Annotated in this window: 13 protein-coding genes; 7 read left to right on the forward strand and 6 right to left on the reverse strand. The window is 68.5% G+C overall.

Annotated elements, in window-relative coordinates; all coding sequences use genetic code 11:
* Positions 1–230 precede the first annotated feature (230 nt).
* Both ilvD and AC6LJ5_RS05100 read right to left on the reverse strand, forming a co-directional pair.
* Positions 231–2,093 carry a dihydroxy-acid dehydratase gene (gene ilvD, locus AC6LJ5_RS05095; protein ID WP_498139961.1) on the reverse strand — a complete coding sequence of 621 codons (1,863 nt, stop codon included), beginning with the start codon at positions 2,091–2,093 and terminating at the stop codon, positions 231–233.
* A gap of 169 nt (positions 2,094–2,262) precedes the next feature.
* Entirely contained in the window at positions 2,263–3,117 is an 855-nt protein-coding gene (locus AC6LJ5_RS05100; protein ID WP_392413219.1) for an AraC family transcriptional regulator, read from the reverse strand.
* Between the two features lie 346 nt (positions 3,118–3,463).
* Between AC6LJ5_RS05100 and AC6LJ5_RS05105 the strand changes: the two genes are divergently transcribed.
* The gene (locus tag AC6LJ5_RS05105; RefSeq protein ID WP_498140005.1) at positions 3,464–4,501 is read left to right on the forward strand and encodes a 2-isopropylmalate synthase; all 1,038 of its coding nucleotides are present in this window, start codon (positions 3,464–3,466) and stop codon (positions 4,499–4,501) included.
* On the opposite strand, the gene AC6LJ5_RS05110 is transcribed toward AC6LJ5_RS05105, so the two are convergent.
* Positions 4,449–5,339, reverse strand: coding sequence for a LysR family transcriptional regulator (locus AC6LJ5_RS05110; protein WP_498139962.1), 891 nt, complete (start codon positions 5,337–5,339; stop codon positions 4,449–4,451). The genes AC6LJ5_RS05105 and AC6LJ5_RS05110 overlap by 53 nt on opposite strands.
* 174 nt (positions 5,340–5,513) lie before the next feature.
* Here AC6LJ5_RS05110 and AC6LJ5_RS05115 point away from each other — a divergent pair, with 174 nt between their 5' ends.
* Positions 5,514–6,053, forward strand: coding sequence for a GNAT family N-acetyltransferase (locus tag AC6LJ5_RS05115; RefSeq protein ID WP_498139963.1), 540 nt, complete (start codon positions 5,514–5,516; stop codon positions 6,051–6,053).
* A 26-nt stretch (positions 6,054–6,079) separates the two neighbouring features.
* Entirely contained in the window at positions 6,080–7,294 is a 1,215-nt protein-coding gene (locus AC6LJ5_RS05120; RefSeq protein ID WP_498140006.1) for an MFS transporter, read from the forward strand.
* Between the two features lie 78 nt (positions 7,295–7,372).
* Here AC6LJ5_RS05120 and queC read toward each other — a convergent pair whose 3' ends face one another.
* Entirely contained in the window at positions 7,373–8,092 is a 720-nt protein-coding gene (queC, locus tag AC6LJ5_RS05125; RefSeq protein ID WP_103271308.1) for a 7-cyano-7-deazaguanine synthase QueC, read from the reverse strand.
* A gap of 183 nt (positions 8,093–8,275) precedes the next feature.
* Here queC and ppc point away from each other — a divergent pair, with 183 nt between their 5' ends.
* A complete protein-coding gene (gene ppc / locus AC6LJ5_RS05130; RefSeq protein WP_233772797.1) occupies positions 8,276–11,200 on the forward strand; it encodes a phosphoenolpyruvate carboxylase in 2,925 nt (974 codons plus the stop codon).
* A 72-nt stretch (positions 11,201–11,272) separates the two neighbouring features.
* Here ppc and AC6LJ5_RS05135 read toward each other — a convergent pair whose 3' ends face one another.
* Positions 11,273–11,929 carry a GntR family transcriptional regulator gene (locus AC6LJ5_RS05135; protein WP_103276221.1) on the reverse strand — a complete coding sequence of 219 codons (657 nt, stop codon included), beginning with the start codon at positions 11,927–11,929 and terminating at the stop codon, positions 11,273–11,275.
* Positions 11,930–12,339: 410 nt separating this feature from the next.
* Here AC6LJ5_RS05135 and AC6LJ5_RS05140 point away from each other — a divergent pair, with 410 nt between their 5' ends.
* Together AC6LJ5_RS05140 and AC6LJ5_RS05145 are read left to right on the forward strand one after the other, a co-directional pair.
* Entirely contained in the window at positions 12,340–13,422 is a 1,083-nt protein-coding gene (locus AC6LJ5_RS05140) for a porin (protein WP_498139964.1), read from the forward strand.
* Between the two features lie 50 nt (positions 13,423–13,472).
* Entirely contained in the window at positions 13,473–13,940 is a 468-nt protein-coding gene (locus tag AC6LJ5_RS05145) for a VOC family protein (protein ID WP_498139965.1), read from the forward strand.
* 59 nt (positions 13,941–13,999) lie between these two features.
* Here AC6LJ5_RS05145 and AC6LJ5_RS05150 read toward each other — a convergent pair whose 3' ends face one another.
* On the reverse strand, positions 14,000–14,872 hold the full coding sequence (locus AC6LJ5_RS05150; RefSeq protein ID WP_392408999.1) for an NAD(P)-dependent oxidoreductase: 873 nt from the start codon (positions 14,870–14,872) through the stop codon (positions 14,000–14,002).
* A 248-nt stretch (positions 14,873–15,120) separates the two neighbouring features.
* On the opposite strand from AC6LJ5_RS05150, the gene AC6LJ5_RS05155 reads away from it, so the two are divergent.
* A complete protein-coding gene (locus AC6LJ5_RS05155; protein WP_103271313.1) occupies positions 15,121–16,047 on the forward strand; it encodes a fumarylacetoacetate hydrolase family protein in 927 nt (308 codons plus the stop codon).
* Positions 16,048–16,058: the final 11 nt, after the last annotated feature.

Below are 16,058 nucleotides of genomic sequence, written 5' to 3' on the forward strand. Positions count from 1 at the left end.
GAGCGAAGGCTCCGGACCGCGATCGTGGGCGCGAGCAGCCGCGCCGCCCCGCCCGAGGGGCGACCCACGAAGCGCCGGCACACAATGCTCAACGAAGCACCAGCAGCAGCAAAAGCAGTAGCAGCAGTGAAGACAACAGCCTCACAAACCGCCAACACTCCAGCCCCCCCAAAAAAGACCCCAAAAAAAACGGCGCCACAAAGGCGCCGTCCTCTTCAAAACCCAACCCCTCAACGCTTCTGCTTGAGCTGCGAAAGATCCCGCACAGCCCCCCGATCCGCCGAAGTCGCCAGCGCCGCATAAGCCTGCAAGGCCAGCGACACCACCCGCTCCCGATCCACCGGCTCCCAAGCCTTCTCCCGCGCGTTCATCGCCTCGCGACGCCGCGCCAGCACCTCATCCGACACCGCCAGATGCATCTTGCGCCGCGGAATATCGATCTCGATCACATCGCCGTCTTCCACCAGCCCGATCGTGCCGCCCTCCGCCGCCTCCGGCGAAGCATGCCCGATCACCAGCCCCGACGACCCGCCCGAGAAACGCCCGTCCGTGAACAGCGCACACACCTTGCCCAGACCCTTGGACTTCAGATAGGACGTCGGATACAGCATCTCCTGCATCCCCGGCCCGCCCTTCGGCCCTTCGTAGCGAATCACCACGACATCGCCAGCGACGACCTTGTCGCCCAGGATGCCTTCCACCGCATCATCCTGGCTCTCGAACACCCGCGCGCGTCCCGTGAACACCCACTGCGACTCATCCACGCCCGCGGTCTTCACGATGCAGCCCTTCTCGGCCAGGTTGCCGTACAGCACCGCCAGCCCGCCGTCCTTCGAATACGCGTTTTCCTTGCTGCGGATGCAGCCTGTCTTGCGGTCCGTGTCCAGCGTCAGGAACGTCGCGTCCTGGCTGAACGCCACCGTCGTCGGAATGCCTCCGGGCGCCGCGCGATAGAACTTCTGCGCCGCCTCGCCGGCATCGCCCGCCACGTCCCACTGCGCGATCGCATTGCCCAGCGTGCCGCTGTGCACATTGCCGCAGGACAGGTCCAGCAGATCCGCGCGCGCCAGCTCGCCCAGGATGCCCAGGATGCCGCCCGCGCGATGCACGTCTTCAATGTGGTACTTGTCGGTGGCCGGCGCCGCCTTGCACAGGCACGGCACCTTGCGCGAAATGCGGTCGATGTCGGCCATCGTGAAATCCACGCCCGCTTCCTGCGCCGCGGCCAGCAGGTGCAGCACCGTGTTGGTCGAGCCGCCCATCGCCACGTCCAGCGCCATCGCGTTCTCGAACGCGCTCTTGGTGGCAATGCTGCGCGGCAGGACCGACGCGTCCTCTTCCTGGTAATAGCGGCGGCACAGATCCACCACCAGGCGGCCGGCCTGCTCGAACAGGCCCTTGCGCCATGCGTGCGTGGCCACGATCGTGCCGTTGCCCGGCAGCGCCAGGCCGATGGCCTCGGTCAGACAGTTCATCGAGTTGGCGGTGAACATGCCGGAACAGGAACCGCAGGTCGGGCAGGCGCTGCGCTCGACCTCGGCCACATCCGCATCCGACACATTGGGATCGGCCGCCTTGATCATGGCGTCGATCAGGTCGATCTTGGCGATCACCTTGCCGTCCGTCGGCGACTTCACCTTGCCCGCTTCCATCGGGCCGCCCGACACGAACACCACCGGGATGTTCAGGCGCATCGCGGCCATCAGCATTCCCGGCGTGATCTTGTCGCAGTTCGAGATGCAGACCATCGCGTCGGCGCAGTGCGCGTTCACCATGTACTCGACCGAGTCGGCGATCAGCTCGCGCGACGGCAGCGAATACAGCATGCCGCCGTGACCCATGGCGATGCCGTCATCCACGGCGATGGTGTTGAATTCCTTGGCGACGCCGCCGGCGGCCTCGATTTCCTTGGCGACCAGCGCGCCCAGGTCGCGCAGGTGCACGTGGCCCGGCACGAACTGCGTGAAGGAGTTGACCACCGCGATGATCGGCTTGCCGAAGTCTCCGTCCTTCATGCCGGTGGCGCGCCACAGGGCGCGGGCGCCGGCCATGTTGCGGCCGTGGGTCGAGGTGCGGGAACGGTAGTGCGGCATGATCTTTCTCAGGCGGTTAGCGGACGGGCGAAACGCTAAATAATACGCCGGTTCCGCGCCCGCGCGCCTGGGGACATGCCCGGAGGAGCCCCACGCGCCAGATTCGCGCTGACTTCAGGCCAGGTTCGCGCCGGCTTGCGCCCGGATGCCCGCGCCGGTCCCGCAACCCTCAGGCGGACGCCGCCCCGCGCGCCGCGAAAGCGCTGGGCGGCTCGCCCAAGGCCTTGCGGAACATGGCCGCGAAGGCGCTCGGACTCTCGTAGCCCAGGTCCAGCGCCACGTCCAGCACCCGCTCGCCGCGCGCCAGCCGTTCCATCGCCGCCAGCAGCCGCGCCTGCTGGCGCCAGCGGCCGAAGGTCATGCCGGTATGGCGCAGGAACAGGCGCTGCACCGTCTTGGGATCCACCCCCAATTCAAGGGCCCAGTCGGCCACGCCGTCCTGCCGCTCCGGATGCCGCACGATGGCGCGGCAGATGCGCGCCAGCCGGGGCTCGGCCGGTTGCGGCAAATGCAGCGGCAGCACCGGTTCCTGGCGCAGCTCGTCCAGCAGCAGCATCATCAGGCGGCCGTCGCGCGTGCCCGGCTGCCAGTCCAGCGGCACCTCGGTCGCCGCCGCCATCAGCTCGCGCAGCAGCGGCGAGATAGACAGCACGCAGCACTGCGTGGGCAGGTGCGCGGCCGCGCCCGGCTCGACGAACACCGTGCGCATGCGCGGCTCGCCGCTCATGCGGATGCCATGCGCCACCCAGGCCGGCACCCACACGCCGCGCGTGGGCGGCACCACCCAGATGCCCGCCTCGGTCTCCACCACCATCACGCCCGAGATCGCGTAGAGCAGCTGCGCGCGGCGATGACGATGGCGGCGCACGCGATGGCCGTCCTCGTAGTCCACCGCCAGTCCGGCCACGGGCCGCGCCGAGGCTTCGTAGGGGAACAGGTCCAGGTTCGCGGGGGTGCGGGGATGGTTGCGCGCCGGCGCGGCGCTGGGCGCGGGCGACGGAATGTCCTTTTTTCGACGATTCATGTCTGATTGGCGGTAGACGGTCTGTTTCAGTGTACCTACCATCGTTCCCGTTCACCTGACATTTCCCTGCATCTCCCTCATGCCCGCCATCCGCCCCACCGCCCCGACCCTTGCCGCTTGCGCGGCGGGCGGCGGCGCGCGCCGGCGGCGCTCGACCCTCGCGCTACGACTACGCCGCGGTTGCCGGGCCTAGCGCCCCGTGGCCGCCCGGCAGCCCTGGGTCCCCGCGCGGCCCCAGCCGCCACGTTCGCTTTCCCGTTTGCATTCCCGACCGGCAGCCGCCACGGCGCATTCCCGCGCGCGCATGGCCTGGCCGGCACCAGCGACCGCCCGAGGACACCCCATGATGCTCGAACAGCCCCAACACAAATACCGCCCCGTCCACCCGTTCACCCGCGACTATGCCGAACGGACCTGGCCGTCGCGCCGCCTGGATGCGCCGCCCATCTGGATGAGCACCGACATGCGCGACGGCAACCAGGCCCTGATCGAACCGATGGACGCCGCGCGCAAACTGCGCTTCTTCGAACAGCTGGTCGCCGTGGGCCTGAAGGAAATCGAAGTTGCTTTCCCATCGGCCTCGGACACGGACTTCAACTTCGTGCGCCAGCTCATCGAGGAAGAACGCATTCCCGACGACGTCACCATCGAGGTGCTGACCCAATCGCGGCCCGACCTGATCGAACGCACCTTTGAATCGCTGCGCGGCGCTCGCCGCGCCATCGTCCACCTGTACAACCCGATCGCGCCGCAGTGGCGCCGCATCGTCTTCGGCATGAGCCGGGATGAGATCAAGGACCTGGCGCTGGCCGGCACGCGTCAGATCCGCGCCCTGGCCGACGCCGATCCCGGCACGGAATGGATCTACGAGTATTCGCCCGAAACATTCAGCCTGGCCGAGCTGGACTATGCGCTGGAGGTCTGCGACGCGGTCAGCGCCATCTGGAACCCCAGCCCGGAGCGCAAGATGATCATCAATCTGCCATCCACCGTGGAATGCGCCAGCGCCAACGTCTACGCCGACCAGATCGAATGGATGCACCGCCGCCTGGCGCGGCGCGACAGCATCGTGCTCAGCGTGCATCCGCACAACGACCGTGGCACGGCCGTCGCAGCCGCCGAACTGGCGGTGATGGCCGGCGCCGACCGCGTCGAGGGCTGCCTGTTCGGCAACGGCGAGCGCACCGGCAACGTCGACCTGGTGACGCTGGCGATGAACCTGGACATGCAGGGCATACCCAGCGGGCTGCGGTTCAAGGACATGGCTGCCGTGCGTGAGTGCGTCGAAGCCTGCAACCAGCTGCCGGTGGACGTGTTCCACCCCTATGCGTTCAGACCCGCAAGCCCAGCAGCGCCTCGCGCAGGTGCCGCAGCCCTCGGCTGAGCGGCTTGTCTCCGCGCATGACGATGGCCAGCGTGCGCGCCAGGCGCGGCGCCAATGGCAACACGGTCAGCGCGTCGCGCCGCCCCGCGCCCGACACCGCCAGCCTGGGCAGCACGGCGCAGCCCAGGCCGGCGGCCACGATCTCCTTCATGGCCTCCGTGCTGCCCAGCTCCATCACCGGCTTGGCCGCCAGGCCGGCCTTCTCGAACCAGTCATCCACCAGCCGCCGCGTGCGCGCGCCCGGCTCGAACAGCACTAGCGGCAGCGCCGCCAGCGCCTGCGGCGTGGCGCTGGCCGGGACCGGGATCGGTCCGTGCGCCGGGAAGATCGCCACGAACTCGTCCTCCCGCAACGGCTCGACCTGGAACATGCGGCCCGGGGCCGGCATCGTCACCAGGCCGATATCCAGCGCGTTGTTCTCCAGCCCGCGCAGCATGTCGGCCGTATTGCCCGTGCTGGCCACAACCTCCAGCGCCGGGAAGCGCCGCCGCAGGTCCGCCAGCAGCGGCGGCAGCAGGTAGGTGCAGGCGGTGGCGCCCGTGCCCAGCCGCAGCCGGCCGCTCACCTGCGAGGCATGGGCCGTCATGGCCTGCTCGGCCTGGGCCAGCGTCGCGTCGATGGCGCGGATATGCGTGAGCAGCTCCAGCCCGGCCGCCGTCGGCCGGCCGCGCCGGCCGACGCGCTCGACCAGTTTCAGCCCGTAGCGCCGCTCCAGCTGCCGCACCTGCAGGCTGACCGCCGGCTGCGTCACGCCGTTGCGTTCGGCGGCGGCGGAAAAGCTGCCCAGTTCCGCCACCTGCGCGAACATGCGCAAATGGTCCAGGTTCAGTCCACGCATGACCTCAAATCCAAAGTTTTACTTATGCAATTCATAATAGGCCAAAGCTTTAATAATAGGTCTGCCTGCCTCACACTGACGGCTTACTGGATTGCGCCGTCGGCCCGGATGCCGGCGGCACTTGATCCGACGGCACTTCCTCCGCCGTTTTTTTATTCCTGCGCCCAACCGTCCATGCCCGCCCCCACTCTCCTCATCCGCGACAGCGTCGACGCCGACCTGCCCGCCATCAAGGCCATCTACGCCCATCATGTGCTGCACGGCACCGCCTCCTTCGAGCTGGACCCGCCGTCCATCGAGGAAATGCGCCAGCGCCGCGCCGCCGTGCTGGCCCAGGGCATGTTCTACCTGGTGGCCGAAATCGACGGCGAGGTGGTGGGCTATGCCTACGCCACGCCGTACCGCCCGCGCCCGGCCTACCGCCACACGGTGGAAGACTCGGTCTACGTGAAGACCGGCCGCGGCGGACTCGGCATCGGCGGCAAGCTGCTGGCCGCGCTGGTCGAGCGCTGCGCCGCGGCCGGCTGGCGCCAGATGCTGGCCGTGGTGGGCGACAGCCGCAACGCGGCCTCGCTGGCGCTGCACGCCAGCCAGGGCTTCCATCCCGTGGGCACGCTGCGGTCGGTCGGACACAAGCATGGCGATTGGCGCGACACGGTGCTGATGCAGCGCGCGCTGGGTGACGGCGACGCCACGCCGCCGGGCCGGCCGTGAGCCCGCCCCGGGACGCGGCCGGCCAGCTGCCTGTCGCCGCTCCCGTCCGTCCACCGGTCGGCGCCCGGGCCATCGTCTGCCTGGGCCTGTCCCAGCTGATCGGCTGGGGCGTCACCTTCTACCTGATCGGCGCGCTCGGTCCGGCGATCACCGCCGGCCTGGGCTGGAACTCGGCCGCTGTCTATGGCGGCTTCTCGGCCGCCATCGTGACCATGGCGCTGGTCTCGCCCATCGCCGGCTTGGCGGTGGATCGATGGGGCGGCCGCCGCGTGATGCCGGCCGGCGCGGTGTTGTCGGCGCTGGGCTGCGTGGCGCTGGCCTCGGCCCATGCGCTGCCGCACTATTACCTGGCCTGGGTCGTGCTGGGCGCGGGCATGCGCCTGAGCCTGTACGACGCGGCCTTCGCCTCGCTGGCCCGCGCCGCCGGGCCCACCGCCCGCCGGCCCATGTCGCAGATCACCCTGTTCGGCGGGCTGGCGTCCACCGTGATGTGGCCGGTCGGGCACCTGCTCGCCGAATGGCTGGGCTGGCGCGGCGCGGTGCTGGCCTATGGCGCGCTGGCGCTGGCGACCGCGCCGCTGTTCCTGGCGCTGCCGCGCCAGCGCTACGCCGCGTCCGCGCCCCAGGCCGGCGCGGCGGCTGGCGGCCTGGCGCGCAGCCAGGGCGAGCGCCGGCTGGCCGGCGCCTTATACGCGCTGATCGCGATGCTGACGAATTTCCTGGCGGCGGGCAACGCCGCCCATCTGATCGCCATCCTGACCGGCCTGGGGCTGGCGGCGGCCGCGGCCGTGGGCGTGGCCGCGCTCTGGGGCGTGGGCCAGTTCTCCGGCCGGCTGGTCGACGTGGCGCTGGGCGGGCGACTGCATCCGCTGACGATGACGCTGATCGTGTGCCTGCTGCTGCCGCTGTCCTTCGCGCTGGCGCTGGCCTCGGACGGCGATGTGGCCATGCTGGCGGTCTACGCGCTGGCCTACGGCGCCTGCAACGGTCTGCTGACCATCGCGCGCGGCACGCTGCCGCTGGCGCTCTTCGACCACCGCAGCTACGGCGCGGTGGTGGGCGGGCTGCTGATCCCCAGCTTCCTGCTGACCGCCGCCGCGCCGGTGGCCTATGCGCAGATGGTCGAGCGTTATGGGGCGCGCGGCGCGATCGGCCTGTCGACCGGACTCGCGGCCGCCATCCTGGCCTGCGCCGCGATCCTGCGCTGGCGCTTCATCGGCCGGGCCAGGCAGGGCGGCTGAACCGCCTCACCGCCCCCCGGAAACACCGAACGCGCGCCATGGACCGCGCCGGCGCGCAAACCGCGACGCGCCCTGGCGTCAGCCGGCCTGACGGCCGCCCGCGTCCCACTTGGCCCAACCCGCCTTGCGCAGCTTGCAGGCCGGGCACTCGCCGCAGCCGTAACCCCAGTCGTGGCGCTCGCCGCGCTCGCCCAGGTAGCAGGTGTGGCTTTCCTCGACCACGATATCCACCAGCGCGTCGCCGCCCAGCTTGCGGGCCAGCGCCCAGGTCTCGGACTTGTCGATCCACATCAGCGGCGTCTCGATGGTGACGCGCGCGCCCAGGCCCAGGCCCAGCGCCACCTGCTGCGCCTTGATGGTGTCGTCGCGGCAATCGGGATAGCCGGAGAAATCGGTTTCGCACATGCCGCCCACCAGCACGTCCAGCTGACGGCGGTAGCCCAGCGCGGCGGCCAGCGTCAGGAACAGCAGGTTGCGGCCCGGCACGAAGGTATTGGGCAGGCCGTTGGCCTGCATCTCGATGGCGCGGTCGCTGGTCATGGCGGTGTCGCCCACCTGGCCCAGCACCTTCAGGTCCAGCAGATGGTCCTCGCCCAGGCGCGGCGCCCAGTCGGGAAAGCGTTCGCGGATGCGGGCCAGCACGGTCAGGCGCGCGTCCAGCTCGATGCGGTGGCGCTGGCCGTAGTCGAACGCCACGGTTTCCACATGCGCATAGCGCTCCAGCGCCCAGGCCAGGCAGGTGGTGGAATCCTGCCCGCCGGAAAACAGCACGAGCGCGCGACGTTGATGGTTTTGCATAAAGGGGGTTTATCGAATTACGAAGGGATCAATCGCACTTTAACGCAGCGCCCGACGTTTCCCGTAAGGATCGCTGCGTAAAATCGAAGCGCTTTTCCTTTCTGGTGTTGTTGCTCCACGCGTTTTTCGTCGCCGGGCCATCCCAAGATGAAAAACGCCGCCCCGCCGGGGCGGCAGGCGCGCATGGCGCGTGGCGTGGAGCCCCGATCCCCCTCCCTGTTCCATCCACCCCGTCCGACGGATACCCGCCCGATGAATGCCAGCAGCAGCCGCCCGCAGTCCGATTCCGCTGAACCCTTGCGTCACGATATCCGGCTGTTGGGCCGGCTGTTGGGGACGGTCATCGCGGAATGCGAGGGCAAGCGGGTGTTCGACACCATCGAGACGCTGCGCCGCACCGCGGTGAAATTCCGCCGCGAGGGCAACGACGCCGACGGCAAGCTGCTGCAGGAGCGCGTCAAGCGATTGCAGGGCAGCGACCCGAACTCGGTGGCGCGCGCCTTCAGCTACTTCCTGCATCTGTCCAACATCGCCGAGGACCGCGACCAGAACCGTCGCCAGCGCGCCCGCGCCCTGGCCGACCCGGCGCCGTCGCGCGGCAGCCTGCGCGAGACCGTGCAGACGCTGGGCCGCCACGGCGTCGGCCCGGCCCGCATCCGCCGCCTGCTGGCCGAGGCCTGCGTGATGCCGGTGCTGACCGCCCACCCCACCGAAGTGCAGCGCAAGAGCACGCTGGACGAACACCGCGAGATCGCCCAGGCGCTGGCCCACCGCGACGCCACGCTCACGCCCGAGGAGCTGGCCGAGATCGACGCCACGCTGCTGGGCCGCGTGGCCACGCTGTGGCAGACCCGCATGCTGCGCTACACCCGTCTGACGGTGGCCGACGAGATCGAGAACGCGCTGTCGTATTACCGCAGCACCTTCCTGCAGGCGATTCCGCGCCTGTACGGCGACCTGTCGCGCCTCTTGAACCGCGAATCGGCCAAGCCCTTCGCCGCGCCGCCCCCGCCGCTGGAACCGTTCCTGCGCATGGGCAGCTGGATCGGCGGCGACCGCGACGGCAATCCCAACGTCGACGCCGGCACGCTGGAACGCGCGCTGCTGCGCCAGGCCACGGTGCTGTTCGAACACTATCTGCAGGAGGTCCACGCGCTGGGCGCGGACCTGTCCATGACCACGCTGCTGATTGCCGCCGACCCGGACCTGCAGGCGCTGGCCGACCACAGCGGCGACGATTCCCCGCACCGCGCCGACGAGCCCTACCGCCGCGCGCTGGTCGGCGTGTACGCCCGCCTGGCCGCCACCGCCCAGGTCCTGACCGGCCAGAACCTGGCCCGCCGCAGCACCGTGGCGGCCCAGGCCTATGACGGCCCCGAGGCCTTCGCCGCCGACCTGGCGCTGGTCGCCAAGTCGCTGGCCGCCCACCACGGCGCGCCCATCGTGCGGCTGCGCCTGGCCGGGCTGCAGCAGGCGGTGGAAGTATTTGGCTTTCACCTCGCCACGGTGGACCTGCGCCAGAGTTCCGACGTGCACGAGCGCGCGCTGGCCGAACTGTTCACCCGCGCCGGCACGCAATACCAAGGCCAGCCGCTGGACTACCTGGCGCTGGACGAGGACGCGCGCGTGGCGCTGCTGCGCGCCGAGCTGGCGCAGGCGCGCCCGCTGGCCTCGCCGTGGATCGCGTACAGCGAGGACACCACCCGCGAGCTGGCCGTGCTGCGCGCCGCCGCGGCCGGCCGGGCGCGCTACGGCAAGCAGGCGGTGCGCCAGACCATCGTGTCCCACACTGAGACGCTGAGCGACCTGCTGGAAGTGATGGTGCTGCAGAAGGAAGCCGGCCTGATCGCGCCGGCCGGCGCGCCGATCCAGGACGACGACGGCCTCATGGTGGTGCCGCTGTTCGAGACCATTCCCGACCTGCAGCGCGGCGCGGCCATCATGGCGGCCTGGCTCGACCTGCCCGAGATCCGCGAACGCGTGAAGCGCGCGCAGCACGGCGCGCAGGAAGTCATGCTGGGCTATTCCGACAGCAACAAGGACGGCGGCTTCCTGACCTCGAACTGGTCGCTGTACCAGGCCGAACGCGCGCTGGTGGACGTATTCTCCGCGCGCCACGTGCGCCTGCGCCTGTTCCACGGCCGCGGCGGCTCGGTGGGACGCGGCGGCGGCTCCAGCTTCGACGCCATCCTGGCGCAACCGCCGGGCACGGTGGCCGGCCAGCTGCGCCTGACCGAGCAGGGCGAAGTGATCCAGAGCAAATACAAGGACGCCGAGATCGGCCGCTGGCACCTGGAGCTGCTGGTCGCGGCCACGCTCGAATCCAGCCTGGCGCCGCGCGCCGAGGCCGCCAGCGCCGAAGACGCGCACATGGCGCGCCACGGCCAGGCCATGTCCTTCATGTCCGAGACCGCGCAACGCACCTATCGCGGCCTGGTCTACGAAACGCCGGGCTTCGCCGAGTACTTCTTCGCGTCCACGCCCATCAGCGAAATCGCCGGCCTGAACATCGGCTCGCGCCCGGCCTCGCGCAAGAAGGGCCAGCGCATCGAAGACCTGCGCGCCATTCCCTGGGGCTTCTCATGGGCGCAATGCCGGCTGATGCTGACCGGCTGGTACGGCATGGGCTCGGCCATCGAGGCCTATCTGGAAACCGGCGCGCCGGGCGCCCCCGCCTCGCGCCGCGCGCGGCTGGCGCAGCTGCGCGAGATGGCGCGCGAGTGGCCGGCCTTCCGCACGCTGCTGTCGAACATGGAAATGGTGCTGGCCAAGTCCGACCTGGCCATCGCCGCGCGCTACGCCCAGCTGGTGCCCAAGCGGGCGCTGCGCGAGCGCATCTTCGGCGCCATCAGCGCCGAGCACGGCCGCACGCTGGCCATGCTCAAGCTGCTGACCCAGCGCGAGCTGCTGGCCGACAACCCCACCCTGCAAGCTTCGCTGCGCGAGCGCTTCGCGTACATCGATCCGCTGAACTACCTGCAGATCGAGCTGATCCGCCGCCATCGCGCCGCCCAGCGCGATCCGGACGCGGCGGTGGACGAACGCGTGCAGCGCGCCATTCATCTGACCATCAACGGCATCGCGGCGGGGCTGCGCAACTCGGGTTGAGGCCAGCGCCCGCCGCTGGCGGGCGGTGATAGGGGCGCGAAAGCGCCCCCCTGCGCGGGCCCGGGCCGCGCGCTATGCAGCCTTGCCCGCGTGCTGGGCCTGGATCAGTTCCATGACATTCAAGGTCAGGCGGGTCGTATGGCTGCGCATGGCCAGGTAGGCCTGCTCCGGCTGACCCGCGAGCACGGCTTCGACGATTTTCTGGTGCTCGCGATGCGACACCTCGAAACGGCGCTCGACCCCCGATTGCGCCGCCCGGAACGGCGCAAGCCGCTCGCGCAGGCTTTCCACGGCGGCCACCAAGGTGGCGTTCTGGGTGCCCTGGCAGATCAGCTGGTGAAAGCGGGAGTTCAGCGCCAGGTAGGCATCGGCATCGCGCTTGTCCGCCGCCGCCTCGGCTTCTTCATGCAGCAGCTCGAGCTGGCGGCGCTGCATCGCGCTCATGCGCTGCGTCGCGATGCGGCAACACAGGGATTCCAGCTCGCACAGGGCTTCCAGCATGTCGGCCAGTTGCTCGGGGCTGGTATTGACGACGACTCCCCCGCGCCGAGGCGCAAGTTCGATCAGGCCGCGCGCGTCCAGCAGGCGCAGCGCCTCGCGCACGGGCGTGCGTGACACCTGGAACCGTTGCGCCAGGGCGGGCTCTTCGAGCTTCTCGCCCGGAGACAGAACACCGGAGATGATGTCTTCGGCGAGCTGTTGGCTAATTTGAGCGGCGATAGTGGGCACCACGGTCCTTTGCAGTCAGTGTCGGGTGGAAAAAAATTATACACATGACAAGCTCTTGATCGCATTACAGAACATAAGAAGCCCGTTTTGCCTGAGAAAAGTACAGGATTTTCTATCTGTACACAGAACATTTCCCCGACCGCACCCAGACCTGGTCCGCCTTTTTCTCCCATCGCGATCATTTCCTCCAGGAAATATCCGAGCCCCTTGCCACTTTCATTGCCGCGTAACTCCCCAATGAAGAATTCTTAAAGCTTGTGGTGTATACATTTATGAATTAATGTACACCCATAGAGCTTCAGATCCTGTATAGGCAAGCGGAGACCAGCGCCATGACACCGATTTCAGTCTTTTCCGTGGTCGGAGAACGACTCCGCCAGGGCATCGCGCGGCGACGCGGCCGAGGACGAATGGCTGCCGCGGCGGCGCTCGCGGCCAGCACCGCCGGGCCAGCGCTGGCCCAATCTGGCGACAGCGTGCAGATCTATGGATTCATCAAGGAAGACGTGGAAACGATCAGGCTATCGGGCAATGGCCGAACCGAATCGCTGACCCGACTGGCGAACGACCTGTCGGTGCTGGGCTTGCGCGGCCAGGAACGCATCAGCGCCGATCTGGAGGCGTTCTTCCAGATCGAGACCAATCTGCGCATGACCGGCGCCGGCCCGGCGGAGATTTCCGACCGTAATTCCGGATTGGGGCTGCGCGGCCCCTACGGCGAGTTCCTGATGGGGCAATGGGAAACGCCGCTGCGGTACGCCTCGGTCTATACGGTGGACCCGTTCACGGCGGGCGTGTTCGCGTCGAACTCCATCATGGGCAATGGCTTCACAACGGCCGACGATGGCGTGGCGCCGCACTCGTTCGATCGGCGCCAGAAGAACCTTTTTCAATACACCACCCCAAACTGGCGCGGCTTCAGTCTGAAGGCGGGGGTAACGCTGCCCAGCCGCATGCCCACCGGCAATTCCATGATGGCGTCCGGACTGGCCAGCTACGCCAGCGGCGACTGGTTCGTCGCCTGGGGGCACGAGTACCACCGCGACTACTTCTACGACGGCTCCGCGGACCACGCCGACCGCCTGGCGGCGACCTACACCTTTGGCGGCACCAAACTACGCGGCGCCTACGAGCGCTTGCGCTATCAGCCCGCGCCGGGACGGTCGGTGTATCGCGACGCCTGGCAGGTGGCCGTCACCCATGGCTTTGGTCCGCATCAACTGCGCGCGTCGTATACCCGCGGCGGCGATGCGCGCGGGAACGCGATCAAGCCAGTGGGCGGCATCGGCCTGCCCGGCCCCGGCTCCAGCGCCTGGCAACTCTCGCTGGGCTACGGCTACACGCTGTCCAAGCGCACCGAGCTCTGGACCTCGTTCACGCGACTCGCGAATGGCTCGGCCGCCCGCTACAACCTGGCCGGCAACCCCCTGCCCCAACTCAGGGCGGGCGACACCGCGACCGCCTTCGGGGCGGGCATCACGCATAAATTCTGATGCCGCCCAACGCCTGTTTCACCCAACCGGATCCAACAAGGAGCCTCTTCATGAGCAACAAACTGCGTCACATCGCCCTGTCCGTGCCCGACCCCTGGGCCGCCGCCCAGTTCTACCAGGACGCATTCGGTTTCCGCAAGGTCGGCGAAACGGATTCGTCACTCGCGCGCGGCGTCTACCTGACGGACGGCACCATCAGCATCGCGCTGCTCAATTACAAGAGCGATCACGCGGCGGGCGAAGACCGCGGCAAGGACTTCGTGGGCCTGCATCACATCGGCGTCTGGGTCGAGGACATCGTCGAGGCCCGCAAAACGGTCGAGGCCGCGGGCGGCAACTATTACATGGGAGAGGTGCCTGTGAAAGGCAACATCTTCTATGAAGTGAAATACCGCGATCCAAACGGGATCATCATCGACCTGACCGATCATGGCTGGGGCGGCGCGTCCCGCGCCGGTGGCGAGGCGGGCCCTGCCCTGCGCAACCCCGATCTGAAGGCCGATCGCGGCGGCCTTTGAAGTTCGCAACGCGCGGCGATGCCCCGGTCGGGGCATTGCCTGGCGCGCACTACCCGGTTTCAAGCGGGCGGACGGACACGATGCGCCGGCTCGCCCCGCTCGAACCATCCATTCAGGTTGTTGGCCAGCGCCTCGTGCTGCGCGATACGCGTCTGGGGCGAGCGTCCGGCCAGATGTGGCGTCAGGATGACCTGCTCCATCGCGCGCAACCGGTCTGGCACGACGGGCTCCGTTTCCAGCACATCCAAGGCGGCGCCGGCGATGACGCCCCGCGCCAAGGCGTCGATCAGCGCGTCGGTATCCACGACCGTGCCGCGCGACACATTGACAAGAAAGCCCGCCGGGCCCAGCGCCCGCAGCACCGGCGCATTCACCAAATGATGCGTCTGCGGTCCGCCCGGGCATGTCAAGGCGAGCACGTCGGATGCCGCCGCCAGCGACACCGCGTCGTCGTGCGGCGCGTAACCGTCACCCCGCGTGCCCTCGTGCCACAGATAGGCCACCTCCATGCCCACCGCCTCGCCCAACTTGGCGAGCCGGTGGCCAATGTTGCCCAGCCCGATGATGCCCAGCGTCTTGCCGCGCAGGCTCGGCCGCGCTGCGCGCAGGGCTTCCCATCCGCCCGCTTTCACGCCGCGATCCAACGCCGGGATGCCGCGCGCCAACGCAAGCATGAGCGCCAGCGCATGGTCGGCCACCACCTGGCTGCTGGCGTCGGGCGCATGGCAGACACGCACCTGGCGCGCATGCGCGGCGCTCAGGTCGATTTTTTCAAAACCCACGCCAAAGCTCGCGATCAATTCCAGGGCGGGCAACGTCGCCAATTCATCAACGCTCAAGCCCGTCGAGCCGTTCGTCACCACGGCGCGCGCGCGAACACGGGCGGCGGCGTCTGCCTGCGCCCAAGGGATCACGTGATAGTGCGCGGCCATGGCGGCCAACCAGTCCGCGTCCAGCGGCACCCTGGTCAACACCCATGGCGGACTCGCCTGGCCGGCCTTGTCTTCTGTGGTTGCGTTCATGACGGCGCTCTGCCTTCTCAAGAGTTGTGACGATGGGCACAAAAATTATCACAAACCATTTGACTTGTATACATTGGCGGTTCAAAGTATTCACATTGGAATTATTAAACACACTTGATCTCATCCATTCCATCATCCTCACGACACAAGGAGTCCCCGTGATCTGGCACGGCCTAGCAACCTATGACCTCAACGGCGTCGAGCGACCCGGCCTGGTGGTCGACAACAAGCTCTATGACCTGGCGCAGCTCGCCCTTGCCGGCCAGCCGGAACAGACGATCGGGATGCCCGACGTGGACGGACTGCTGGACGCCTGGGATGCCTGGGTTCCCCGTTTGTCCTCCCTGGCCGAGCAGGCACCGGGCCTGGCCGCGCAAGGCCGCCTGACCGCGATCGAGGGCGCCGCCTACGCGCTGCCCTATCGGCCACGGCGCATCTTCGGCGTGGCATCGAACTTCTACGAGCACGCCGACGAAATGGGCACGCAACTCGCGCCACGCGCCGAGAGCCAGCCCTACGTGTTCATGAAGGCGCAGAGCAGCGTCATTGCCACCAAGGCAACGGTGCTCATGCCCGCGGAAACCGAGAAACTGGACTGGGAAGTGGAATTGGGCGTGGTCATCGGTCAGACCTGCCGCCACGTGTCGGTCGAAGACGCGCTTTCCGTCATCGCCGGCTACACCGTCTTCAACGACATCAGCGCCCGCGATCTCAACCGCCGCACCGACTATCCCTTCAAGCACGACTGGTTCCGAGGCAAGAGCTTCGACACATTCGGGCCGCTGGGGCCATGGCTGGTGCCGGCGGGCTGCATCGCCGATCCGCAGAATCTGCGCATGACGCTGAGCGTCAACGGCGAACCGATGCAGGATGGCAACACCTCGCAAATGATTTTCTCGATCGCGGAACAAATCGCCTACCTGTCCCGCATCCTGACGCTGCAACCCGGTGATCTGATCGCCACGGGCACGCCCGATGGCGTGGGCATGGGCCGTGGCGTGTATCTCAAGCCTGGCGATACGATGACGGCGTGGGTGGAAGGCATCGGCGTCATCGAGAACCCGGTCGCCCTGGAAAGCCCATGACCCCTACCGCC

The organism is Achromobacter sp. 1011791174, assembly GCF_059760925.1.